Origin of the sequence: Agrobacterium sp. OT33 (assembly GCF_017313365.1) — a bacterium.
Lineage (GTDB): Bacteria > Pseudomonadota > Alphaproteobacteria > Rhizobiales > Rhizobiaceae > Agrobacterium > Agrobacterium rhizogenes_A.
On record NZ_JAFLMZ010000001.1, the window covers coordinates 145,128 to 168,246 of the forward strand.

General features: G+C 61.2%; 25 protein-coding genes. 13 read left to right on the plus strand and 12 right to left on the minus strand.

Annotated elements, in window-relative coordinates; all coding sequences use genetic code 11:
- Positions 1–101: 101 nt before the first annotated feature.
- Positions 102–1,298 carry a winged helix-turn-helix domain-containing protein gene (locus JZX88_RS00765; RefSeq protein WP_206912253.1) on the minus strand — a complete coding sequence of 399 codons (1,197 nt, stop codon included), beginning with the start codon at positions 1,296–1,298 and terminating at the stop codon, positions 102–104.
- 113 nt (positions 1,299–1,411) lie between these two features.
- On the opposite strand from JZX88_RS00765, the gene JZX88_RS00770 reads away from it, so the two are divergent.
- The 7 genes from JZX88_RS00770 (at position 1,412) to dxs (ending at position 7,750) form a co-directional block, all read left to right on the plus strand.
- Entirely contained in the window at positions 1,412–2,092 is a 681-nt protein-coding gene (locus JZX88_RS00770; RefSeq protein WP_206912255.1) for an energy-coupling factor ABC transporter ATP-binding protein, read from the plus strand.
- The gene (locus tag JZX88_RS00775; protein ID WP_206912256.1) at positions 2,089–2,694 is read left to right on the plus strand and encodes an energy-coupling factor transporter transmembrane protein EcfT; all 606 of its coding nucleotides are present in this window, start codon (positions 2,089–2,091) and stop codon (positions 2,692–2,694) included. The genes JZX88_RS00770 and JZX88_RS00775 overlap by 4 nt, the downstream gene beginning before the upstream one ends.
- Before the next feature lie 31 nt (positions 2,695–2,725).
- Positions 2,726–3,289: a biotin transporter BioY gene (locus JZX88_RS00780; protein WP_137452278.1), complete on the plus strand. Its 564-nt coding sequence runs from the start codon at positions 2,726–2,728 to the stop codon at positions 3,287–3,289.
- Between the two features lie 25 nt (positions 3,290–3,314).
- Positions 3,315–4,250: a histone deacetylase family protein gene (locus JZX88_RS00785; protein WP_206912257.1), complete on the plus strand. Its 936-nt coding sequence runs from the start codon at positions 3,315–3,317 to the stop codon at positions 4,248–4,250.
- Between the two features lie 2 nt (positions 4,251–4,252).
- A complete protein-coding gene (locus tag JZX88_RS00790; protein ID WP_003503059.1) occupies positions 4,253–4,507 on the plus strand; it encodes an exodeoxyribonuclease VII small subunit in 255 nt (84 codons plus the stop codon).
- Positions 4,508–4,807: 300 nt separating this feature from the next.
- Entirely contained in the window at positions 4,808–5,731 is a 924-nt protein-coding gene (locus JZX88_RS00795) for a pirin family protein (protein WP_206912258.1), read from the plus strand.
- A 99-nt stretch (positions 5,732–5,830) separates the two neighbouring features.
- Complete coding sequence (gene dxs / locus JZX88_RS00800; RefSeq protein WP_065115027.1) at positions 5,831–7,750, plus strand: 1-deoxy-D-xylulose-5-phosphate synthase; 1,920 nt, start codon at positions 5,831–5,833, stop codon at positions 7,748–7,750.
- Positions 7,751–7,792: 42 nt separating this feature from the next.
- Here the strand turns inward: dxs and JZX88_RS00805 are convergent, their stop codons facing one another.
- On the minus strand, positions 7,793–8,155 hold the full coding sequence (locus JZX88_RS00805) for a nuclear transport factor 2 family protein (RefSeq protein WP_110757303.1): 363 nt from the start codon (positions 8,153–8,155) through the stop codon (positions 7,793–7,795).
- Between the two features lie 107 nt (positions 8,156–8,262).
- On the opposite strand from JZX88_RS00805, the gene JZX88_RS00810 reads away from it, so the two are divergent.
- Together JZX88_RS00810 and JZX88_RS00815 are read left to right on the plus strand one after the other, a co-directional pair.
- Complete coding sequence (locus JZX88_RS00810; protein ID WP_206912259.1) at positions 8,263–9,057, plus strand: helix-turn-helix domain-containing protein; 795 nt, start codon at positions 8,263–8,265, stop codon at positions 9,055–9,057.
- Positions 9,058–9,063: 6 nt separating this feature from the next.
- Positions 9,064–9,372, plus strand: a complete 309-nt coding sequence (locus JZX88_RS00815) for an antibiotic biosynthesis monooxygenase (RefSeq protein WP_206912262.1) — start codon at positions 9,064–9,066, stop codon at positions 9,370–9,372.
- A gap of 113 nt (positions 9,373–9,485) precedes the next feature.
- Here JZX88_RS00815 and JZX88_RS00820 read toward each other — a convergent pair whose 3' ends face one another.
- Genes JZX88_RS00820 through JZX88_RS00830 form a run of 3 tightly spaced genes read right to left on the minus strand, consistent with a single transcriptional unit; the run spans position 9,486 to position 10,752 of the window.
- Positions 9,486–9,848: a nuclear transport factor 2 family protein gene (locus tag JZX88_RS00820; protein ID WP_142855399.1), complete on the minus strand. Its 363-nt coding sequence runs from the start codon at positions 9,846–9,848 to the stop codon at positions 9,486–9,488.
- Positions 9,849–9,888: 40 nt separating this feature from the next.
- Positions 9,889–10,272 carry an ACT domain-containing protein gene (locus JZX88_RS00825; protein ID WP_065115022.1) on the minus strand — a complete coding sequence of 128 codons (384 nt, stop codon included), beginning with the start codon at positions 10,270–10,272 and terminating at the stop codon, positions 9,889–9,891.
- Positions 10,273–10,299: 27 nt separating this feature from the next.
- The gene (locus JZX88_RS00830; protein WP_065115021.1) at positions 10,300–10,752 is read right to left on the minus strand and encodes an Lrp/AsnC family transcriptional regulator; all 453 of its coding nucleotides are present in this window, start codon (positions 10,750–10,752) and stop codon (positions 10,300–10,302) included.
- A 119-nt stretch (positions 10,753–10,871) separates the two neighbouring features.
- Between JZX88_RS00830 and JZX88_RS00835 the strand changes: the two genes are divergently transcribed.
- Positions 10,872–11,834, plus strand: coding sequence for a nucleoside recognition domain-containing protein (locus JZX88_RS00835; protein WP_110757291.1), 963 nt, complete (start codon positions 10,872–10,874; stop codon positions 11,832–11,834).
- A gap of 83 nt (positions 11,835–11,917) precedes the next feature.
- On the opposite strand, the gene JZX88_RS00840 is transcribed toward JZX88_RS00835, so the two are convergent.
- Positions 11,918–13,939 carry a methyl-accepting chemotaxis protein gene (locus tag JZX88_RS00840; protein ID WP_110757289.1) on the minus strand — a complete coding sequence of 674 codons (2,022 nt, stop codon included), beginning with the start codon at positions 13,937–13,939 and terminating at the stop codon, positions 11,918–11,920.
- Positions 13,940–14,209: 270 nt separating this feature from the next.
- Between JZX88_RS00840 and JZX88_RS00845 the strand changes: the two genes are divergently transcribed.
- Complete coding sequence (locus JZX88_RS00845; RefSeq protein WP_142855397.1) at positions 14,210–14,962, plus strand: TlyA family RNA methyltransferase; 753 nt, start codon at positions 14,210–14,212, stop codon at positions 14,960–14,962.
- A complete protein-coding gene (locus tag JZX88_RS00850; protein ID WP_065115017.1) occupies positions 14,959–16,209 on the plus strand; it encodes a class I SAM-dependent RNA methyltransferase in 1,251 nt (416 codons plus the stop codon). The genes JZX88_RS00845 and JZX88_RS00850 overlap by 4 nt, the downstream gene beginning before the upstream one ends.
- Before the next feature lie 11 nt (positions 16,210–16,220).
- Here JZX88_RS00850 and JZX88_RS00855 read toward each other — a convergent pair whose 3' ends face one another.
- From JZX88_RS00855 to JZX88_RS00865, 3 genes are all read right to left on the minus strand, one after another.
- Positions 16,221–16,535, minus strand: a complete 315-nt coding sequence (locus tag JZX88_RS00855) for a hypothetical protein (protein ID WP_065115016.1) — start codon at positions 16,533–16,535, stop codon at positions 16,221–16,223.
- A 267-nt stretch (positions 16,536–16,802) separates the two neighbouring features.
- Positions 16,803–17,561 carry a crotonase/enoyl-CoA hydratase family protein gene (locus JZX88_RS00860; RefSeq protein WP_206912264.1) on the minus strand — a complete coding sequence of 253 codons (759 nt, stop codon included), beginning with the start codon at positions 17,559–17,561 and terminating at the stop codon, positions 16,803–16,805.
- Between the two features lie 10 nt (positions 17,562–17,571).
- Positions 17,572–19,356, minus strand: coding sequence for an acyl-CoA dehydrogenase (locus tag JZX88_RS00865; protein WP_206912265.1), 1,785 nt, complete (start codon positions 19,354–19,356; stop codon positions 17,572–17,574).
- 219 nt (positions 19,357–19,575) lie between these two features.
- Between JZX88_RS00865 and JZX88_RS00870 the strand changes: the two genes are divergently transcribed.
- Positions 19,576–20,571, plus strand: coding sequence for a transporter (locus JZX88_RS00870; protein WP_206912266.1), 996 nt, complete (start codon positions 19,576–19,578; stop codon positions 20,569–20,571).
- Positions 20,572–20,628: 57 nt separating this feature from the next.
- Here the strand turns inward: JZX88_RS00870 and JZX88_RS00875 are convergent, their stop codons facing one another.
- The 3 genes from JZX88_RS00875 to JZX88_RS00885 all read right to left on the minus strand — a co-directional run bounded on the left by JZX88_RS00875 (position 20,629) and on the right by JZX88_RS00885 (position 23,113).
- The gene (locus JZX88_RS00875; protein WP_065115012.1) at positions 20,629–21,144 is read right to left on the minus strand and encodes a BA14K family protein; all 516 of its coding nucleotides are present in this window, start codon (positions 21,142–21,144) and stop codon (positions 20,629–20,631) included.
- A 240-nt stretch (positions 21,145–21,384) separates the two neighbouring features.
- The gene (locus JZX88_RS00880) at positions 21,385–21,843 is read right to left on the minus strand and encodes a BA14K family protein (protein ID WP_065115011.1); all 459 of its coding nucleotides are present in this window, start codon (positions 21,841–21,843) and stop codon (positions 21,385–21,387) included.
- 187 nt (positions 21,844–22,030) lie between these two features.
- Positions 22,031–23,113, minus strand: a complete 1,083-nt coding sequence (locus JZX88_RS00885) for a hybrid-cluster NAD(P)-dependent oxidoreductase (RefSeq protein ID WP_065115010.1) — start codon at positions 23,111–23,113, stop codon at positions 22,031–22,033.
- Positions 23,114–23,119: the final 6 nt, after the last annotated feature.

Sequence of the window (23,119 nt, forward strand, 5' to 3'; positions counted from 1 at the left end):
TGAAGCCATTGTTTCCGCGGCTTGTGGATCCTCGCCTCAAGGGCGAGGATGACGTCGGGTTTCGCGGCTAGCCACTACATTCGGGCACCACGAAAAGACCTTCATCCGTTCTCCCGCCAGCCCTCCAGATAATTCACGCTCTCCACCCCCGTAAATTTCGCGAGCCGCGCCAGTTCGGCGTCGAGCTTCTCCAGCCTACCCGCCGAGGCACGCACGCCCGGTTCCAGCCACAGGCGCCGAACATCCAGCGTACCGCGCTTGCGATCCGCCTTCATGTCGATGCGACCGATCATGCGGTCGCCCTCCAGAAGCGGGAAGACATAATAGCCATATTGCCTTTTCGGCTCCGGCACGAAGACCTCGATGCGGTAATAGAAGCCGAACAGCCGCTCCGTGCGGTTGCGGTCACGCAACAGCGGATCGAAGGGGCTGAGGACGCGGACGCGGGATGAGGGTTCCGGCACGTCGGTCAGGTCGGCGGTGAAACCGGCAAAGGCATAGGACGGGCGGGCAGTGTCGCCGTCACTTGCAAGAAGCGAAACCTCACAGAGTTCATCGCGATGGCTTTTGACCCAGTCCCTCGCCTCCTGCGGGGTGACGAGATCGAAAAAGGCGGCGATTTCGCCATGGGTGGCGAAACCCAGCCGTTTCAGCGCCTGCCGGCAGGCCCAGTCGACAAATTCCGCATGCTCCACCTCGGTTTCGTGATGCTCGCCGGGAATGACCCGTTCGGCGAGGTCATAGACCTTCTGGAAATTCACCCGACCGGCAATCGCCAGCTTGCCGGTGTGCCAGAGATATTCGAGCGCGGTCTTGGACGGATGCCAGTTCCACCAGCCGCCGGACTGGTGCCCTTCTTCCTTCAGCTCCCGCGCCAGAACCGGGCCGGTTGCCGCAATACGCTCCAGCGTTTCACCGAAAGCGGCGTCAAAACCCTCGCCGTGCCATTTGCGCCAGCGCTCCTGAATGATCGGCTCGCGGCGGCGGAAACGATGCTTCCAATAGGGATAAAATTCCGTCGGCACGATGGAAGCGTCATGTGTCCAGTGCTCGAACAGCGCGCGGTCCTTTTCCAAAAGCGTGGTCAGATGATCACGTCTGTAGGTCTGGTTGCGGGAAAAGATGATCTGATGGTGGGCGCGCTCCACCGTGCCGATGCTGTCCACCTGCACAAAACCGATATCGGTTATCAGCTGCAGCAGGTCGCTCTTGGAAAGCGCCTTGCCGGGCGGCGAGGAAAGCCCCTGCCGCGCCAGAAAAATTCGTCTTGCCGCTTCGTTTGAAACCTTGATCACCATGGGGCAGAAGGTATGACGGCTTTTTCAGGATTGCAATGTTCTTTTTTTGTTCCTTGTTTCACTTCTGTTGATGACGGGGTATAGAACCGGAAAACGAGCGCGAGGATGTAAGCTTGGAAATCCGTTTCGACGCCGCCGGTGTCGCTTTCGAGGGCCGGCAGGCCCTGCAGCCGCTGTCTCTGACATTGACGGAACGGCGTATCGGCGTGATCGGCCTCAATGGTTCCGGCAAGACCACCTTTGCCCGGCTGATCAACGGGCTGAACAAGCCGAGCGAGGGCAAGGTTGCGGTAAACGGTCTCGACACCGTGACGGACGCCAAGGCGGTCTTGCAGACGGTTGGGTTCATCTTCCAGAATCCGCAGAACCAGATCATCCTGCCGATCGTGCGCGACGATGTCGCCTTCGGGCTGAAACGGCTCGGTCTCGGCAAGGCGGAAACCGAAGCCCGGGTGAAGGCCGTTCTTGCCCGGCTCGGCATTTCCCATCTTGAGGAGAGACGCGCGCATGAGCTTTCCGGCGGGGAGCTGCAGCTTGCGGCGTTGGCAGCGCTTCTGGTTACCGAACCGCACATCCTTATTCTCGACGAACCGACCAACCAGCTTGATCTCAAAAACCGGGCTGTCGTGGAAAAGACCATGGTGACGCTGTCGCAGTCGCTCATCGTCATTACCCATGATTTGCCGCTGCTTGAAGGCTTCGACCGTGTGCTGGTTTTCCACGGCGGCGCGCTGATTGCGGACGCCGCGCCTGAAGAGGCCGTGGCGCAATATCTCGCTGCGGTGGCGCGATGAAATCGCTGCACGTTGAAGGCACGGGCTGGCTCTACCGCGTCTCGCCGCGCCTCAAGCTCCTGACGCTGATGAGCTTCAGCATCGCACTGTTTCTTACCCGCGATCTGTTGTTGCTGGGATGCGCCGTGGTTCTCGCGGCCGCCATCCTGCGCGAGACGCGGCTGCCCTTGCGGGATATCGGCCTGCGGCTGCGGCCGGTGATGCTGACCATCTTCCTCGTCGCGGCCTTCAGCTATCTTTTGCTCCCGGCCCATGATGCGACAGTCAATCTCTTGCGGCTGACGGCGCTGGCGCTGCTTGCGACCGCCGTCACCATCACCGTCAGCATCTCGCAGTTCATGGATGAGATCACGCTTGCCGCCTCCCCTCTCGAAAGGCTGGGGCTGGTCAAGGCTGCCGATATCGGGCTTGCGGTCGGGCTCGTCGTGCGGTTCGTGCCCGAGATCGTCAACCGGTATCATGCGGTGCGTGACGCACACCGGGCGCGTGGCCTGCCCGTGCGCATGGCAACCATCATCGTGCCACTCGTCATTATGACGTTGAAGGATGCCGATGCCATTGCCGACGCCATTGACGCGCGCGGTTTCAGAGGCCAAAGCTGACGGCCAGATAACCATCCGGAGTTTCCGAGCCATGACGACCCGCGACCTTGTGCTGATCTCGCTGTTTTCCGCCATCATCATCGCACTTGGGCTTCTGCCGCCGATCACGCTCGGTTTCGTTCCCGTGCCGATCACCGCGCAGTCGCTCGGCGTCATGCTGGCCGGTGTCGTGCTGGGTGCGAAGCGCGGCACGCTCGCGGTTCTGCTGACGATCCTGATTGCCGCCATCGGCCTGCCGGTCCTCTCGGGCGGACGCGGTGGTCTTTCGATTTTCACCACGCCGACGACGGGCTTCCTGATCGGCTGGATCGCGGCTGTCTTCGTCACCGGCACGCTCTCGGAAAAACTCGTCAATCGCAGCCAGTCCGCTCTGGCGCAGGGCATCGGTTTCTTCGTCGCCAGCCTCATCGGCGGCGTGGTCGTGCTTTATGCTTTCGGCATCACCTATCTGGCGCTGGTTGTCGGGCTTGGTTTCGAGAAGGCCTTCATGGGTTCGCTCGCCTTCATTCCCGGCGATGCGCTGAAGGCCGTGCTTGCCGCACTGGCCGGCCGTGCCGTGATGGCCGGTTATCCGCTTCTGCCGCAGCGCGCCTGAGCAAACTTTCTTCGGGAGGAAAAGCATGGCGACGCGTTTATACGAACACCCGATCTTCCTCGAGCACATCACGCCTTCCGGCCACCCCGAACGGCCGGACCGCCTGCGTTCGCTGAACATCGCACTCGAACATCCGAATTTCGAGCGGCTGGAGCGGAAAGAAGCGCCGCAGGCCAATGAGGATGCGGTGCTGCTGGCGCATCCGGAAGAGCATCTGCTTGCCGTCATGCGCCAGATCCCGCAAGAGGATGGCGAGATCAACCGCATCGAGGCGGATACCTATGCCTCACCGAAAAGCCTGCAGGCGGCGCTGACCGGCATCGGTGCGGCAATGGCTGCGGTGGATGACGTGTTTACCGGCGCTGCCGACAATGTCTTCGTCGCCGCCCGCCCGCCCGGCCACCATGCGGAAACCGCCAAGGCCATGGGTTTCTGTCTTTTCAACAATGTGGCCATCGCCGCCCGCCATGCCCAGAAAAAACATGGCGCAGAGCGCGTCGCCATCATCGACTGGGACGTGCATCACGGCAACGGCACGCAGGATATCTTCTGGAACGACACTTCCGTGCTGTTCTGTTCCACCCACCAGATGCCGCTTTACCCGTGGAGCGGCGACAAGAACGAAACCGGCGCGAAGAACAATATCGTCAACGCCCCGCTTTCGCCCAACACCGGCAGCGAACATTTCCGCGAGGCGTTCAAATCGCGGGTGCTGCCGGCGATTGCCGATTTTTCGCCTGATCTCATCCTCATCTCCGCCGGTTTCGACGCGCACCACCGCGATCCGCTGGCGCAGATCAATCTGGTGGGAGAGGATTTCGACTGGGCCACGGGCCGGCTTCTGGAAATGGCCGATAAATACACATCGAACCGGGTCGTCAGCCTGCTTGAAGGTGGTTATGATCTGGAAGGGCTGGCGGAATCGGCAGCCATGCATATTTTGAGAATGATGAAGGGTTGAACATGACGGAAAATGCCAACACAGCCGATGTCAGCGGTTATTCCTTCGAAAAAGCCGTCGCCGAGCTGGAAAGCATTGTCGCACGCCTGGAACGCGGAGACGTGGCGCTGGACGAATCAATCGCCATCTATGAGCGTGGCGAAGCCCTGAAGAAGCATTGCGAGACGCTGTTGAACGCTGCCGAAAAGCGAATCGAGAAAATCCGTCTCGATCGTGCGGGCAAGCCGCAGGGTGTGGAGCCGCTCGACGGGGAATGACTGCATTTAGCGGGAGCGTTTGGACGTGATTCGATAAGGTAGCCACCTCCCGATTCAAACACGCGACGTCATCCTCGGGCTTGTCCCGAGGATCTGCGATGCATTGATTTTATTGACGTGTTTAGATCCTCGGGACAAGCCCCGGGGGTGACGGAGGAGAGGTTTGAGAACTTTCCCCGGCCGTAAGGTGTTCTCACAATGTCGTGTTAACAAGGATCGTTGACGCTGCGTTCGATATCGCGATGCTCCCCTCCCCCTCGGTTATGCTAAACTCCCGCCAGACGATACGAGGAGCTTGCGATGTCCTTCTTTCCCGGCAACGATCCCGTCGCGGGTGATGCTTTTGCCTGCGATGCCATCGAAAACCTGATCATTCCCCGAACCAGCGATATTGGCGGCTTTGCCGTGCGCCGCGCCCTGCCGACCCGGCAGAGGCGGCTTGTGGGGCCGTTCATCTTTTTCGATCGCATGGGCCCGGCGATCCTGAAGGCGGGTGAGGCGCTCGACGTCAAGCCGCATCCGCATATCGGGCTTTCCACCGTTACCTATCTGTTCGACGGCGAAATCAAGCACCGGGACAGTCTCGGCACCGAACTCGTCATCCGCCCCGGCGACATCAACCTGATGACGGCGGGGCGTGGTATCGTGCATTCGGAACGCACGCCGGAAAATCTGCGTGGCCATCCGCTTTCCATGTCCGGCCTGCAGACCTGGCTTGCCCTGCCAGACAACATGGAAGAAATCGCCCCCGCCTTTGCCCACACCGCGAAAGAAGACATGCCGCTGATCGACCTCAAGGGCGCGACAGGCCGGGTGGTGATCGGCGAATTCGAAGGCCTCACCTCCCCGGTTTCTTCCTTTACAGATACGCTTTATGTCGATCTTTCGCTGGAGCCGGGGGTAAAATTCCCCTTCTCTGCCGATCATGAGGAGCGGGCGATCTATATTCTGTCCGGTTCGCTGGATGTTGCCGGTGATATTTTCGCCGCCGATCAACTGCTCGTCTTCCGGCCCGGCGACGACATCACGTTGCAGGCCGGCAGCAATGGCTGTCACATCATGATCTTCGGCGGGGCGGCGCTGAATGAGCGCCGTTACATCTGGTGGAACTTCGTTTCGTCATCAAAAGAACGCATAGAGCAGGCCAAACAGGAGTGGAGAACCGGACGCTTCGACATCGTTCCCGGCGACGAAGAAGAGTTTGTCCCTTTGCCGGAAGGTTGAAATTCTATAGAAGTGTACGACATGCAGGGCTGCACCGTCGGCTTTCGACATGAAAGACGCTCTGGCACGCCCTGCTGACGACAAGAAAAGGCCGAACGATTGACCGGAATGCCACAGACACCATTGCTCGACCGGGTGAATTTTCCCTCCGATCTCAAGGAGATCGATGATCGCGACCTGCCGGAACTGGCGCGGGAACTGCGCGACGAGATGATTGACGCCGTGTCGAAGACCGGTGGCCATCTGGGTGCCGGCCTTGGCGTGGTGGAACTGACGATTGCCATCCATAAGGTGTTCAACACGCCCGAGGACCGGCTGATCTTCGATGTCGGCCATCAATGTTATCCGCACAAGATCCTGACCGGCCGGCGGGATCGCATCCGCACGCTGCGGCAGGAAGGCGGGCTTTCCGGTTTCACCCGGCGGGCCGAAAGTGACTATGACGACTTCGGCGCCGGCCATTCCTCCACCTCCATTTCCGCCGGTCTCGGCATGGCGGTGGCGGCGGGTCTTGATGGCAGCGACCGCAAGGTCGTAGCCATCATCGGCGACGGCTCGATGTCGGCGGGCATGGCGTTTGAGGCATTGAACAACGCCGGCGCGCTCGATGCCCGGCTGATCGTCATCCTCAACGACAACGATATGTCGATTGCGCCGCCGACGGGCGCGATGAGCGCTTATCTGGCACGCCTCGCCTCCGGCCGCACCTATATGGGCTTCCGCGATTTCGGCAAGAAACTGACGGCCTATCTCGGCAAGACCATCGACCGCGCCATTACCCGCGCCGTGACCCATGCGCGCGGTTATGTGACCGGCGGCACGCTGTTCGAGGAGCTTGGCTTCTATCACATCGGCCCGATCGACGGTCATTCCTTCGATCACCTCCTGCCGGTGCTGCGCAATGTGCGCGACAACCAGAAAGGCCCCGTCCTCATCCATGTGGTGACGCAGAAGGGCAAGGGTTACGCGCCGGCGGAAGCCGCAGCCGACAAATATCACGGCGTCAACAAGTTCGACGTCATCACCGGCGCGCAGGCGAAAGCCAAGCCGAATGCGCCGAGCTATACCAGCGTCTTTGCCGAGGCCCTGATCCAGGAAGCGACGCTCGACGAAAAGATCATCGGTGTGACGGCTGCCATGCCGAACGGCACGGGCCTCGACAAGATGGCCGAGCTTTTCCCGTCTCGCACCTTCGATGTCGGCATTGCCGAGCAGCATGCCGTCACCTTTGCGGCGGGGCTTGCGGCTGACGGTTACAAGCCGTTCTGCGCGCTTTATTCCACCTTCCTGCAACGCGGTTACGACCAGCTGGTGCATGATGTGGCCATCCAGAGCCTGCCCGTGCGTTTCCCCATCGACCGCGCCGGTTTCGTCGGTGCTGACGGGCCGACCCATGCCGGTTCCTTCGACACGACTTTCCTCGCCACCCTGCCCGGCATGGTGGTGATGGCGGCCTCGGATGAGGCGGAGCTGAAACATATGGTGCGCACGGCAGCGGCCTATGATGAAGGCCCGATTTCCTTCCGTTACCCGCGCGGTGAAGGCGTGGGCGTCGAGATGCCCGCGCGTGGTGAGATTCTCCAGATAGGCAAGGGTCGCATCATCAAGGAAGGCACCAAGGTCGCGCTGCTCTCCTTCGGCACGCGGCTGGCGGAATGCCTGGCGGCGGCTGAAGACCTCGAAGCGGCCGGACTTTCGACCACGGTTGCCGATGCGCGCTTCGCCAAGCCGCTTGATCTCGACCTCATCCGCCAGCTGGCCAGCCATCACGAGGTTCTGGTGACGATCGAGGAAGGCTCCGTCGGCGGTTTCGGCGCGCATGTGCTGCATTTCATGGCCAGCGCCGGCCTGCTCGACCATGGCCCGAAGGTCCGGACGCTGACCCTGCCCGACCAGTGGGTGGAGCAGGCCAAGCCCGAAACCATGTATGCCAATGCCGGCCTTGACCGGGCCGGCATCGTTTCCACCGTGTTTAATGCGCTCGGCCAGCGTCAGGCCGGCGTCGGTTTCGCCGGCTGACACGATTGCCGGGACAGGAGGCGGGACCATCCCGCCTCTTTCTCAGGATGCCGCGCCATCGAGAAAACCGACGACATTTTCGATCCGTCCCTCGGTATTCAGGCTGACAACATCGGTTCCGCCAGCGACATCGTCCCCATCAGGCGAAATGAGCCGCCATGAGAAACGGGTGAAGTTGCCGTGGCCATCCGGGGTGCCAGCAAGAACGAAACGATATCCCGGAAATTTCTGCCGCGCCGCCTCGATCATCGCGGCAATCCCCTGCTGGCCTTCGCCCTGCATCAGCGGATCGACGTAGCGCGTATTTTCTGCCCATGCCTGACCGACGAGATGCCTGCGGCGTTCATTGTCCTCTTCGTTCCAGGCTGCGAGATAGGTCTGGGCGATTGTGAGATGTTGCGTCATGATTGCGCTCCTTCTGGTTGACGGCCCAAACATGCCGACGGTCGGGAAGCGGAACAATTACCTCGGAGGTAATCGCATTGCCGATATGTTCTGCTAGGCTGCGGGGCATGACACATCATCGAGAACATGTCGGCCAGGTGCTGAAGGAATGGCGTGCCCGCCGCAGGTTGAGCCAGCTCGATCTGGCGGTGGAGGCGGGCATATCGGCGCGGCATCTGAGCTTTGTGGAAAGCGGGCGTTCATCCCCCAGCCGCGAGATGCTCGCGAAACTGGCGGAGCAGCTTTCCATGCCCGCCCGCGCCGCCAACCGGCTGATGCTGGCGGCGGGTTATGCGCCTGTTCATTCCGAACGCTCGCTGGATGCGCCCGACATGGCGGCGGCCCGGCAGGCCGTCGAAACCGTGGTACAGGGCCACATGCCCTTCCCCGCCCTTGCCGTCGACCGGCACTGGAACGTCGTTCTCGCCAATGAGGCGATCACGTCGCTTCTGGCCGGTGTTTCCGAAGAGCTGCTTCGCCCGCCGCTCAACGCACTGAGGCTTAGCCTGCACCCGCAGGGTTTGAGTTCGCGCATCGTCAACCTCGCCGAATGGCGGCATCACCTGCTGGATCGCCTGCGCCGTCAGGTCGAGGAAACGGGAGACGAGATGCTTTGCCACTTGCATGCGGAGCTTTCGGCCTATCCCGCGCCGAAGGCCTCACCCCATGCCGCCGGGGCCGATCCACTGGCCATACCGCTGCAACTGCGCGATCCGGCCTCGGGCGCCGTTCTGAGTTTCATCTCCACCACCACGGTTTTCGGAACCGCAACCGATGTCACGCTGTCCGAACTGGTGCTGGAATGTTTCTACCCCGCCGATGCGACAACCCGCGCCGCCCTGATGCCAGGCACAAAGGAGTAAGACCCCGTGCACACCACCTATCTCCTCGGCTTTCAGGTCCGCCCCGGCCAGCGCGAGCGCTTTCTTGAATTGCTGAATGCGCTTCTCGACGCCATGCGGCACGAAAAGACCTTCGTGAATGCCACCCTGCATCGGGACGGCGAAAACGAGAACCGCTTCCTGCTGCATGAGACCTGGAGCGACCATCAGGACGTGCTCGATGTCCAGATTCACCGCCCCTATCGTCAGGCATGGCACGATGCCTTGCCCGAGCTTCTGGAAGCCCCACGGGATATCTCCGTCTGGCATCCCATGCGGGCCGATCACGCTGCATAGGCAGAGGAACAGACAAGCCCCGCGCAGACGGCGCGGGGTCAGAAGTCCGGTTCAGACCTCCTTATAGCCCCAATCCATCGCAGCGAGCGTTTATTTCCGGAACGCCTGAGTTTTCAAGACAACATCCGCGGTTCGCTCAATTTGAACCACGCCTTGGCAATCTTTCCGTTTTCAACTTCATAGATGCAGACAACGTCGATCTCTCCCCTGCCTTCGGGGAAGTTCCGCGTGACCGTCTCGTGGTCGATGACGACATTCCCGACAGTAATGCGTGTCAGCAATTTTCCATGCAGATCAGGTTCCTTGAAGCGCTCGATGTGGCGCGCCCGGATCTCTGCAGCACTTCCTGCCAGAAGCGTCGCCGGAAAGGCGTAATACTGACAATCATCCGCCCACCAGCCCATGAATGCATCGATGTCGCGGGCGTTGTAAGCCTCGAGCTGTTTTTGCACCGGCAGTTCAATTTCACTCTTCAAAACGTACCTCTTCAGAAAATCATTGTGGCGACATGGGTTTTTAAATGAGCGAATGTCCCGCATCCGCCAGCAGACCGCGTGTTTTTTCGAGATCGTGCGATTTCACCAGCAGGTGGTCTCCATCAAAGGTCGAAACCACAAATATTCCAATCCCGTTGGTCGACAAAGGCGCGATGACCGACAGGACGATGCCCGTCTCATCAAATGCAAATGGCCCCTGAAACTTGAAACACGACCAGCCGGCATCAACCCGCACATCCTGCGGTATGCGATCTTCCCGGCAAACGATGGAAAGTTCGTCATCGGTTCGGCTGATGCTGACAAATCCGCCGCCGTCGGCCCACGCCGGAATGGGATCAGACGCCTGAAGCCGCGCCACCCCGTATGAGCCATCCAAAACCTGCAATTTAACGCGCGGCGCCATGTGGACATTCCCTTTCCTGAAAATCGCTCAAAGCCTGATGGCCGTTTCCTCTTTCGCCGTCTTGATGACGACCATGGTGAAGAAGCGTGCGACATTGTGCTGATCCCGGAACAGCCTGTCGCACAGGGCATCGAATTCCTCCATGTCACGCAGGCGCAGCATCAGCACGACATCGCTTGCACCTGTCACGGCATAGGCATGCGACACGGCCTCCTCGGCAATGGCAATATCCAGAAAGCGGCGCATATGCTGCTCGCCATGCAGTTTCAGCTCCACCGTCACCAGCGCCTTGATCACGCGCCCGGCCTTTGCGGGGTTGAGGATCGCGACGATACGGTCAATCACCCCCGATTTGCGCAGCCGTTGCAGGCGGCGCAGGCAGCTGGAAGGAGACAGCCCCACCTCATCGGCCATATCCACATTGGTGCGCGATGCATCGCCCTGCAAAAGGTTCAGAAGTTTCCGGTCGATCCGATCCATGCCGTCAGCATATCTCTCGCGGATGGATTTGCAATAAAATTGCATGAAGTTGCAATCTTTGACCATAAATGCGAATGGGTTCGGCCTAGAGGATGAGGACAACCTTCGAGGAGCCTCACATGCCCATTTTCGTCACCATCTGGCAGAAAACCCGGGAAACGCTTGATATCTACTGGGTGCTGGTGCGGATCACTGTTCCTATCGCGATCCTGACCGAGCTATTGTCGAGAATGGGTGCGATCGAGGCGGTGGCGCCGGCCTTCGCGCCTGTCATGAACATCATTGGGCTGCCGCCGGAGCTTGGTCTCGCTTGGCTGACAGCGATGCTGGTCGGCATCTGGGGCGCCGTGCCGCTTATCTTCACACTCGTTCCCGCCTCCTCGCTCAGTGGAGCGGATATCACGGTCTTTTCGGCGCTTATCCTCTTCGCGCACGGCCTGCCCATCGAGCAGAAGATCATCGAAAAGGCAGGACCCGGCATGCTCGTCACCACGGCGCTGCGCATCGGTGGCGGATTGCTCTATGCCTTCCTCCTGCATCAGGTTCTGGAAGCAACGGGGTGGTTGTCTGCGCCGGTGAACCCTGCCTGGATCGCCATGAGCGCCACGCCGGAATGGGCGGACTATCTTCTGGGTCTCGGTAAAACCATGATCTGGATGTTCGTCATCCTTCTCGTGCTGTCCCTCGGCCTCGAAATACTCAGGCTGACCGGGCTTCTGGCACTGATGATGAAGGCGCTTTCGCCCCTTTTGCGGCTTGCCGGCATTCGCGGCGAGGCCGAACATCTCACCGCCATCGGGTTGTTTCTGGGAATTTCCTATGGCGCGGGTTTTCTGATCCGCGAAGCGCAATCAGGAGCGATCTCACCACGTCAGGTGTTTCTATCCTGTGTGTTCATGGGTTTCGCCCATAGCGTGATCGAAGACACACTTGTGGTGATGTCGCTGGGGGCCGATGTTTATGGCGTTCTGGTCGGACGGCTGGTTTTCGCCATCGCGGCAACCGCCGTCATTGCCGCCCTGCTTCACCGCCTGTCCGACGAGGTGTTTTTCCAGCGGATGTTCAGGCTACAGGGCACCTAGGCGGCGCTACCCGTCTGAAGCAGCCGATGTAAAAAGGGGGCCTTTCGGCCCCCGATTTTTGTATCCAATCCGGAAAATCCGGCTCAGAACTCCGTCCAGTCCTGATCTTTCGCAGCCGGTGCTTCCGCAGCGCCACCGAAGGCGCGGGCGAGGCTCTGGCCAAGCGCCCGGGCCGGCGAAGCCACCGGTCTTGCGGTTGCGGAGGCCGATTTTACCGGAGCCTTGCGGGCCGGTGCAGCCGGTGCCGGCTGGAAGGCAGGCTTGGCCGAAGACTGGCGCGGTGCAGAATATCCACCGGCACTCGCAACGGCAGCGCGTGCGCCGCCCACCCGGAACTGGCCAAGCAGGCTATTCAGCGCTTCCGCCTCACGGGCAAGCGAATGGCTGGCGGCGGTCTGCTGTTCCACCATGGCGGCATTCTGCTGCGTGCCCTGATCCATGGTGTTCACGGCCGTGTTGATTTCCTGCAGGCCCGTCGCCTGTTCGCGTGACGCGACGACGATGGCGCTGACATGGGCGTTGATCTCTTCGACTTCCGAAACGATGAGTTCCAGCGCCTTGCCGGTCTCGTCGACAAGATTGACGCCGTTTTCGACCTGCTGGCTGGAAGCGCCGATCAGCGTCTTGATTTCCTTGGCGGCATTGGCCGAACGCTGGGCAAGTTCGCGGACTTCCTGCGCCACCACCGCAAAGCCCTTGCCGGCATCACCGGCGCGGGCGGCTTCCACGCCGGCGTTCAGCGCCAGCAGGTTGGTCTGGAAGGCGATATCGTCGATGACACCGATGATATTGCCGATTTCGCCCGAGGACTTTTCGATCTCGCGCATGGCGGCAACCGCCCTGCGAACGACAACGCCGGATTTTTCCGCGCCGGCGCGGGCGCGCTGGACCAGATTGCCGGCATCTTCCGCGCCGCGCGCACTGTCACGCACCGTGGTGGTGACTTCTTCCAGAGCGGCGGCGGTTTCCTCGATGGAGGCCGCCTGCTGTTCGGTGCGGCGCGACAGATCGTCGGCGGCGGAAAGCATTTCCGAAGCACCGGCATTGATCGCAGCCGCGTTCTCGCCGACCGTGCGCAGGGCCTGCTGCAGCTTTTCAACCGCGCTGTTGAAATCGATACGGATGGGATCGATGGCCGGGACGAAGGGCGTTTCGATACGGTAGGCCAGATCGCCATCCGCAAGTGCGGCCAGACCCTTGCCCAGCTCGTCGCGTGCGAAGGCGTTGGCGGCTTCGTCCCTGGCCTTTTCTTCCTCGTTGTGGCGGCGTTCGGTTTCGGTGGCCGAACGCATACGCTCGGTCTCGCCGGCAAGGCGGGATTTTTCCAGCCCGGCCTGCTTGAAGACCAGAACGGCCTTCGCCATCTTGCCGACTTCATCACCGCGATCGACGGCCGGAACTTCCGTGGTCATGTCGCCATCGGCAAGCCGGCTCATTGCCGCCGTCATGCCGACGATCGGCGTGACGATCGAGCGCGACAGCGCCCAGATGAGCACAACGGCGAGCAGACCGGCAACGGCGCCGCCACCCAGAAGGGCGTATTTGAGATTGAGCGCCGCCGCCTGCTGTTCTACCGCGTAAGCGGTGGACAGGCCGTTCAGCTGTTCCTTGATCTTGGCGGCGGAAGCACGAAAGCCGTCAAGCTGACCCTTGGCCTGATTGCGGCCGATCTCGATGATTTCGGAAATCGGCGCTTCCGTGGTCTTGCGGGCGGCGATCTGCGGTTCCGCCAGTTCCTTGAAGAACACGGTGGCGGATTTCTGCATGTCGTCGATGGAGTTGAGGATATCCGGCTGGCCGGCGGCAAGCGCACGGGCTTCGTCGAGCTTCTTCAGCATCAGGTCGCGCTGGGCGAAAACGTCATTATAGGTGCTGTCGCTGCGAAACAGCAGGAAACCGCGCTGGTTGACGGCCTGCTCCAGCATGGCGGCCGTCGCACCATCCACCGCCTGGATGATATCCTTGGTCCGGTTGTTGTCGATCGCAACGCGCTCGCTTCCCAGCGTCTGCCAGAATACGACCGCGGAGGCGAGCAGACACACGCTCATCAATGCACAAAAGGTGACTATGAGCTTTATGTTGATAGGGAAGTTTTTCAGCGACATCGCAAACTCTCTCGGCGACCCGATGCCTCGGAGCAAGCGTCTGCGCTGCAACGGTCGCAATTTTGTGGATTGGAGGAGATGCCGTCATGGCAGGTTCCGGTGGCCGCACGGGCCTTGCGCACAAAGTGCAATACAAGCCTTTATATTGGATTAATCGAACATTCTGACTTTGCGGTGCAATGTAACCTTGCCCGGCGGCAGCGGCATTCCGGGCCATTCCAGCGATAAATCGCTTGCATCGGCGGGGTTTGACGGTCATTGAACGGGACCATGTCCAAAACATCTGAAAATGAACGGCTTGACCAGCTTCTTGTGTCGCTCGGCCACTTTGCCAGCCGCTCGCGTGCGCGCGACGCGATTGCGCGCGGCACCGTGAGCGTCAACGGCAAGACCGTCACCAAACCGAGCCAGACCGTTGCCGGCAATGCGCAGATCGCCATCAGCGACCCGGCACAGGCCTATGTTTCCCGCGCGGCGCTCAAGCTCGTGGCGGCGCTCGATCATTTCCGGCTCGATCCATCGGGTCATGACTGTCTCGACGTCGGCGCTTCCACAGGCGGTTTTACCGAGGTGCTGCTGGAGCGTGGCGCCGAACACGTCACCGCCATCGATGTCGGACACGGGCAGATGCATGCCAGGATCGAGAACGATCCGCGCGTGACCAATCTGGAAGGGCTGAATGCCCGTTTCCTGACGGCCGAGGACATCGATGACCGGGCGATCGGCTTCATCGTTTCCGACGTGTCCTTCATTTCGCTGAAGCTCGCACTTGCCCCCGCACTTGAGCTTGCGGAACCGGGCGCTCTTGCCGTTCTGCTGGTCAAGCCGCAATTCGAGGCGGGCCGCGATGCCATCAGCAAGGCCGGGCTTCTGAAGGAGCCGGAAACGGCGCCCGCCGTGGCCGCCGAGCTGGAACGCTGGCTGACCGAGGACATGGGCTGGAAAAGCCTCGGCCTCATTCCCTCGCCGATTTCCGGCGGCGACGGCAATATCGAATTTCTTCTCGGAGGCGAAAAGCCATGAGCACACAGACCGTCACCATCAAGAGCCTCGGCGCGCAGGGCGATGGCATCGCGCACTGTCCCGACGGTCCGGTCTATGTGCCCTTCACGCTGCCTGGCGAGACGGTCGCCATCGCCAGGGTGAAGGATCACGGCACCGTCATGTCGATAACGGAAGCCTCGGCGGAGCGCCGTGAACCCGCCTGCCGCCACTTCGGCCCCGAGGGCAGGAACGGCACCTGCGGCGGCTGTTCGCTACAGCATCTTTCCGATCAGCCTTACCATGCCTACAAGCGGGAGCTGGTGGTTTCGGCGCTGAAATCGAAGGGGCTGACGCCTGATGTGGACGACCTCGTCATCTGTCGCCCCGGCGAGCGCCGCCGCGCGGTGTTTGCCGCCCGCAAGACGGAAAAGGGCCTGCTGCTCGGTTTCAGCCAGGCGAACAGCCATCACATCGTCGCCATCGAGGAATGTCCCGTCACCTCGCCCGGCATCGTCTCGCGGCTCGATGCCATCCGCGCCATCGGGCTTTCGATGGTGGCGAATGCCGAGCCGTTCCGGATGACCGTTCTCGAAACGCTTTCCGGTCTGGATATTTCCGTCGAGGGTATCAAGTCGGTCAACGACAGGCAGCGGCGGGCGCTGACGGAAACGGTGCTTGCCATGCGCGGTATCGCGCGTGTCTCGCTGTCAGGTGAAATCCTGATCGAACCGCAAAAGCCGATCATCGAATTCGGCGGCGTTCCGGTCTCGCCGCCCGCCGGCGGTTTCACGCAGGCGACGAAACAGGCCGAGGACGCCATGGCGGAACTGGTGCTTGCCCATATCGGCAAATCCAAACGCATTGCGGACCTGTTCTGCGGTTCAGGTACATTTGCGCTGAGACTGGCGCGCATCGGCAAGGTGCATGCGGTGGAAGCCGAAGACAAGGCGCTGAAGGCCTTGGATTTCGCCGCCCGCAATACGCAGGGCCTGAAACCGGTCAGCGTCGAAAAACGCGATCTTTTCCGCCGGCCGCTGATGGTCAGCGAATTGAAGAATTACGACGCCGTCGTGTTCGACCCGCCGCGCGCCGGTGCGGAATTCCAGTGCAAGGAGCTTGCCCGCAGCGCGGTGAAGAAAATCGTTGCTGTCAGCTGCAATCCGCTGACGCTGGCGCGCGATCTCGCCATTCTTACGGAGGGCGGCTATCGCATCACCCGCGTCACACCGGTCGACCAGTTCCTGTGGTCGCCGCATGTGGAAGCGGTGGCGGTGCTGGAGAAATAATCAGGAAATAATCACCAGGCCGTATCGACCGTGCCGTTGCCAACAACACCCGAGCAGCGGCAGGCACCACCAACCCGGCCCTGCTCGATCGGGCAGATATAGGGTCGGCGGCGATTGGCGCTTTCCGGCGGGGTGATGACGCAGACGAAGCGCGCGCGGCGCTGGTGGCTGCGGCTGCTGCCGGAATTATAGTTCGGGCTGTCGTCATCGCTTGACTGCGCCAGAATGATGTTGCTGCTCGAAACCGGCAAGCGTGTGATCGCTGCCGCCTCTGCAACAGTTGCGGCGGAGAGAAAGACGGACAGGGCGAAAACGAGGTGACGCATGCGGGTGGCCTTCGGACGGAGAGTCTGTGCGATCCGTTTTGCCGGACCGGTTTGATGGACGATATATAATCCGTATTCAAAAGCACAGAGGCTTCCAAACTCCACGATGCCGCTCGTTTCTTCCCCCCGCCGGGAGAAGGTGGCCCGAAGGGTCGGATGAGGGGGTAACGTTGCCGGATTTCGGGGAGCTTGCCCCCTCATCCCGCTGCCGAGGACTTCTCCCCGGCGGAGAGAAGAAACAAGTGGCGGGCTTCCCGATTCCCGCACTCAACGGCGCATGAATGCCTCGAAGGCGGCGCGCGCTTCGGCACTTTGCAGCTGCGCGATGAAATGGCGGCCTTCCTCTTCGATGCGGGCGAGAATATCGGCCGGGTTACCGCGCACCAGATCGCGGGCGATCTTCAGCGCCTGCTGCGGTTTGGTCGCGAGCCGGGTGGCGAGCGCCAGCGTTTCGCTCTCCACATGCTCGGGGGCGACGACTTTCCAGATCAGGCCGGCCTGCACTGCCTGCTCAGCCGAGAATCCCTCACCCATGGCAAGCAGCGCAAAAGCGCGCTGGTGACCGGCAAGCTTCGGCACGAGCAGGCTGGAGGCCGCTTCCGGCACCAGTGCCAGGTCCACGAACGGCGTCTTGAACAGGCTGCGTGTGGAGGCGACCGTCAGGTCGCAATGCAGGTTCAGTGTCGTGCCGATGCCGATGGCGAGCCCGTCCACGCCGGATACCAGCGGCTTGTCGAAGGCGACGAGCGCTTTGAGAAGCTCGAGCGCGGCGAGCTTGCCCTTCCCGCCCGACATGGCGAAGGCAAGGAAATCGGCCATGTCGTTACCGGCGGAAAAGCAGCCTTCCGTGCCGAGAAAGGCAACGACGCGAATCTCCGGGTCGTCATTGGCGGCGTGGAGAGCGTCTGCCATGCGCAGATACATGGCATCGGTGATCGCGTTTTTCTTGTCCGGCCGGTTGAAGCGGATGGTCAGGACATCAGGCGCATGGCCGACGCGCTCGACGAGAATGTGTTCGTCCGACATCTGAAGCTCCTCAAGCCAATAAGGTGCGGGCGGCGGCAAGGCTTGCCGCGCCTGATATAACGCGATCCTTCAGCGCCGCCGTTTCCGCCAGCAGGTTTTCCGCCGCGAAACGGCAAAGGGCTGCGCGGTGCCCGCCCCTGCCATCATCGACGGCGGCCAATGCGCCCTTGGCGAGATAGGCGCCGGTGAGCGCCAGACCGAAGAGACGTTGATAGGGGGTAGCACCCGCGAGTGCGGTTTCGGTTTCGCCGGCCTTGATACGGTCCAGCAGCCAGTCGGTTGTCGTTTCCAGATCGTTGAGGCTGGCTTCGAGATAAGGGGCGGTCTCGCCCAGATCGTCACGGTTCGAAGCGCCTGTGCGGACGGCAATCTCACGCAATTCGCTGATGAAACCGCGCACCTGCGCCCCCTCGGAAAGCGGCAGCTTGCGCAGCACCAGATCGATGGCCTGAATGCCGTTGGTGCCTTCATAGATCGGCGCGATACGGGCATCACGCAGATAACGCGCCGCGCCGGTTTCCTCGATGAAGCCCATGCCGCCATGCACCTGAATGCCCATGGAGGCGACATCGACGCCGGCATCGGTGGAGAAGGATTTGGCGATCGGCGTCAAAAGGGCAGCGCGCTCCTGCCAGTGAGCGCGCCGGGAGGCGTCTTCGCTCGCATGCGCCATATCGATGGCATGGGCACAGCTGAAGGAAATCGCCCGCGATCCTTGCGTCAGCGCCTTCATCGTCAGAAGCGTTCTGGCGATGTCAGGATGTTCGATGATCGGGCTCATGCCGGAACCCTGCCAGCCGGGCGCCTTGCCCTGCGTGCGTTCTTTCGCGTATTCGATCGCCTTCTGGGTCGCCGCTTCGCAGATCGCCACACCCTGCATGCCGACGGCAAGGCGGGCATTGTTCATCATGGTGAACATGCAGGCGAGACCCTTGTTCTCCTCACCGACCAGCCAGCCGAGAGCGCCCTTCTCTTCCCCGAATTTGCCGTCGCCGAAGATCATGGTGCAGGTGGGCGAACCGTGAATGCCGAGCTTGTGTTCCAGCGAATGGCAGAACAGATCGTTGCGGCTGCCGGGCGCGCCGTTCTCATCAGGCAGGAATTTCGGCACGAGGAATAGCGAGATGCCGCGCGTACCGGCCGGCGCATCCGGCAGGCGGGCAAGAACAAGGTGGATGATGTTGTCAGCCGCGTCGTGTTCGCCCCAGGTGATGAAAATCTTCTGGCCGAAGATACGATAGGTGCCGTCGCCATTGCGCTCCGCCCGGGTCTTCAGGACACCAAGGTCCGAACCCGCATGCGGCTCGGTGAGGTTCATGGTGCCGGTCCATTCGCCGGAGACGAGTTTCGGCAGATAGGTGCGCTTGAGGTCATCGCTGCCGTGGGCGACAAGGGCTTCCACCGCGCCCATGGTCAGCGTCGGCGCCAGCGCAAACGCCATGGAGCCGGAATTCCACATTTCGAGTGCGGCGACATTCAGCATATGCGGCAGGTTCTGGCCACCGAACTCTTCCGGCGCCGTCAGGCTGTTCCAGCCCGCTTCCGCCCAGCGGCGGTAGAGATCGGCCCAGCCATCCGGTGTCGTGACCTTGCCGTCGGCAAGCTTCGCGCCCTGGCGGTCGCCGATATCGGCCAGCGGCGCGACCTCTGCGGTGGCGAAACGGCCGGCTTCGTGCAGAATGGCATCGACCAGATCTTCCCCAAGGTCTCCCAGCGCACCCTTTGACAGCGCGTCTTCAAGACCCGCTACGTGTTTGAGTGTAAAGGCGATATCATCCACCGGCGCGCTATACATGCTGCCTCCTCCCGAAGCTCTGGCATCTTGCTACTGCCTTCGGGCTAAATGATTTTTACGTAAACGTCAATTTGAAAATTCCCGTCATTTCAGCGGGATTGTTATAAAACTGTCATATGAATTTGCTCAGCATGCGCTGAAAGGCGCCTCGCCGCCGCCGCTCCCACACCGGAACGACGGACGCCTCCCCCTCCCATCCAGCCGGTCAGGACTGCCACGATGGATCTCGTAACGCCCGTTATTCCCGGCCTTGTCTGGGCCTATCAATTCCACCCCGGTGCAGCCCCCTGCCGGCGGCTCGCGCCCGATGCCGGCTTTCAAGAAATGGCGGAGTGCGAAGGCTTCTTCTGGCTGCACCTCAACCTCGCCGATCAGCGCGTGGCGGGCTTTCTCGAAACCATCGACGGGCTCGATCCGGCAGCGCGCGCAAGCCTCACCACCCATGAGACGCATCCGTCCATCGTGGTCGATGAAAAATCGCTCTATGGCACATTGGTGGATTTCCAGCGGGAATTCGACAAGGAAACACGCGATTTCGGCTGGCTGCATTTTGCGGTCAGCGACCGCTTCATCATCACCACCCGCCTGCAGCCGCTGCATTCGGTGGACCGGCTGAAGGCGGCAGTGGACAAGAACTCCAACCGCTACCTCACGCCGTCCCATGTGTTTGAGGGGCTGGTGGCGGAATTCCAGCGCTCACTCATCAATCTGGTGATGGAGACGACGGAAGAACTGAACGCCATCGAAGATTTGGTCTATGACAGCGAGAACCGTGACGAGCGGCGGCGGCTTGCCCCGCTGCGCCGCACGGTGGTTCGCCTGCACCGGCATCTGCGCACCGTGCTGACCCTGATGCGGCGGGCTTCGGCCGCCGATGATGACGAGATGCCTGACGGTTTCGAGGATGTCGCCTCACGCCTGATGGGGCGTCTGGAGGCTGTCGATCACGATGTTTATGCCCTGCAGGAGCGCGCGAGGCTGCTGCATGAAGAAATCGATTCCAAACTTTCGTCCGAAACCAACCGCCACCTTTATATCCTGTCGCTGATGACGGCATTCCTGCTGCCGCCATCGTTGGTGACCGGCTTTTTCGGCATGAATACCGATGAGCTGCCGTTTACCGTCGGCACGGGCGGCACGCTGTCGGCCGGCGTCTTTATCGTGATTTCGGTCGTGCTTGCCTGGTTCGTCCTCAAACGGGCACGGATTTTGTAATAGAAAAGCCGCCCGGTGATGACCGGACGGCTCTGTCAATTTCAGCCTGGCATTCTATCAGCTGTAAGGCGAATAGCAGGGCTGGCGCGGGCCATGGTAAGGCTGGAACGTGTTGCTATAGGCATCGTAGGAACGATAGCGGCCATAGCACCAGTTCACATGCGCCTGGCTCAGCCCGCCGCGGCGGACCGGGCGATATTCGCGATAGACCGGACGCGGACGATATTCGGGAACCGGACGGTAGACTTCACGCGGCTGCGACAGGGCGCCGCCGATGATCGCACCCGTCGCAAAGGCTGCGAGCGGGAACCAGTAACCGTCGTGGTGACGATAGCCCGGGCGGTAATCACGATAACCGCGATGGCCGCGATACCAGCCACGGCGGTCGCCCCAGCCGTCGCGGTCACGCCAATATTGCACGTTCACGATATTCTTGCCGGCATCATTGCCTGCGGTCTCAATGCTCTTCGGCGCCGCAGGCAAGGGCATTGCCGCTTCCGCCGGAACAATCGCTCCTGCAACCACGATCGCAGAAAGACCGACAGCCAGGATATTCCTCACATAGCTTTTCATCTGACTTCCTCCATTCACGACGGTCGACAGGCCGTTCTACGTGAATTCTTCGTTTTTCTTCTCTCAACACCGCCACCATGTTGAGGCAGCGTCGCTTACCTTTGCAGCCTAGGGGCGTGTGGCTGAACCCACGATTAACGGAGCGATCACGCTTCGTTTATCAAAAATCACGCATTTCCCGGAGAAGACAGGCCGGGAAGACAAAAGCCCGGATGGAACCGGGCTTCTGCATTTATGCAATTAACGGCTGTAGGGCGATACGCATATGCGACGCGGGCCATTGTTCGGCTGATAGGTGTTGTCGTAGGCTCGGTACGAGCGCCAGCGGTTCTGACACCAGGAGACATGGCTGCCGCCATAGGCCGGACGCGGCTGCTGCATGGCGCCGCCGATGATCGCACCGGCCGCAAAGGCTGCCAGCGGGAACCAGTAACCATTGTGGTAACGGTAGCCCGGACGGCGATCGCGGTAGCCGCGATGACCATTATACCAGCCGTCGCGCGGCGGGCGCGGACGGTACATGCGGTCACCGTGCCGGTATCTGCGGTCCCATTCGCGATATTGCACCGGCACCACATTGTCGGTCGAAACCGCCGGCTTGGGCATCGGAACAGGCACCTGGAACGCCTGTGACGGCGTAAAGCTTGTGAGGAACACGACGATCGCTGTGGCGACGCTCGTTGTCCGGAAATTCATCATGATCTTCCTCCATTTGCTTCAGCGCGTTGGCCCGCGCCTTTTCACCCACTCACTCTTGTCGGAGATCAAGGGTAGCCCCCGTTTCTATGCCCGAAAAGAATTCGATGACGTGCAAACGAGTTTAGGGAAATTTGGTTCCATGACAACCATCCGGTGAAAGAAGAAGAGTATAAAACGCCCGCTGGCGTCAGGCCTCCACCTTCACATCGGTCAGGGGCCGCGAGCAGCAGGCGAGAATATAACCTTCCTCGATCTCGTCATCGAGAATGCCGCCATTGTGGTTCATCTCCACCTCGCCGGACAGCTTCAGCACCCGGCAGGTGCCGCAGATGCCCGATTCGCAGGCGGCGCCAATGCGTACCCCGGCGGCACGCGCCGTCATCAGAACCGTCTGGCCGGGCTGGCAGGCCATCTCTTTTCCTGAGAGGGTGAAACCCACCATCGCCAGCGCTTCGCCGTCCACATCGGTGAGAACGCTCTCGCCGACCGTGACCGGGGCGGCCGGCGAGAAGCTTTCCTGATGGTAACGGCCCATGTCGAAGCCGGACGCCTCGAGCATGGAGCGGACGGCGGCCATGAACGGTTCCGGCCCGCAGCAGAACACGGTGCGGTCCATGAAGTCGGGGGCGAGAAGCGCGATCTTGGCCTTGTCCACCATGCCCTTCAGGCCGGACCAGAGATCGGTGCGACCGCAATTTTCCACGATGAAACCAAGCGACAGCTTCGGCATGAAGCGGGCGAGATATTCCAGCTCGTGGCGGAAGACGATATCGGACGGCGAGCGCGAGCAGTTGATGAAGGCGATGTCGCTCTGCGGCGCACGGTCGCTCATGTCGCGCACCATCGACATCATCGGCGTGACGCCGGAGCCTGCCGAGATGAACAGATATTTGTCACCGGGATGCCGGACATAGGAGAAATCGCCGAGCGGTCCGAGCGCCCGGATTTTCATGCCGGGCTTCAGATTGTCGAACATCCAGCGCGTGCCGATGCTGTTGGCCTGCGCCTTGACCGTGACCGAAAGCGCATAGGGCCGTGACGGGCTGGAGGACAATGTATAGGTGCGATAGAGCGGCTCCTTGCCCACCGGCAGTTCCAGCGTGACGAACTGACCCGGCAGATACCGGAACCAGTTCTGGTCCTCGGAGCGGAACAGGAACGTCATCACATCCTGCGTCTCGGGCGTCACCGAAATGCACTCCAGCAGCTGGAGCTTGTCGCTCCACGGCTTCATCTCGTCTATGTGCTTGTAGGTCACAACCATATTCATCTTCGC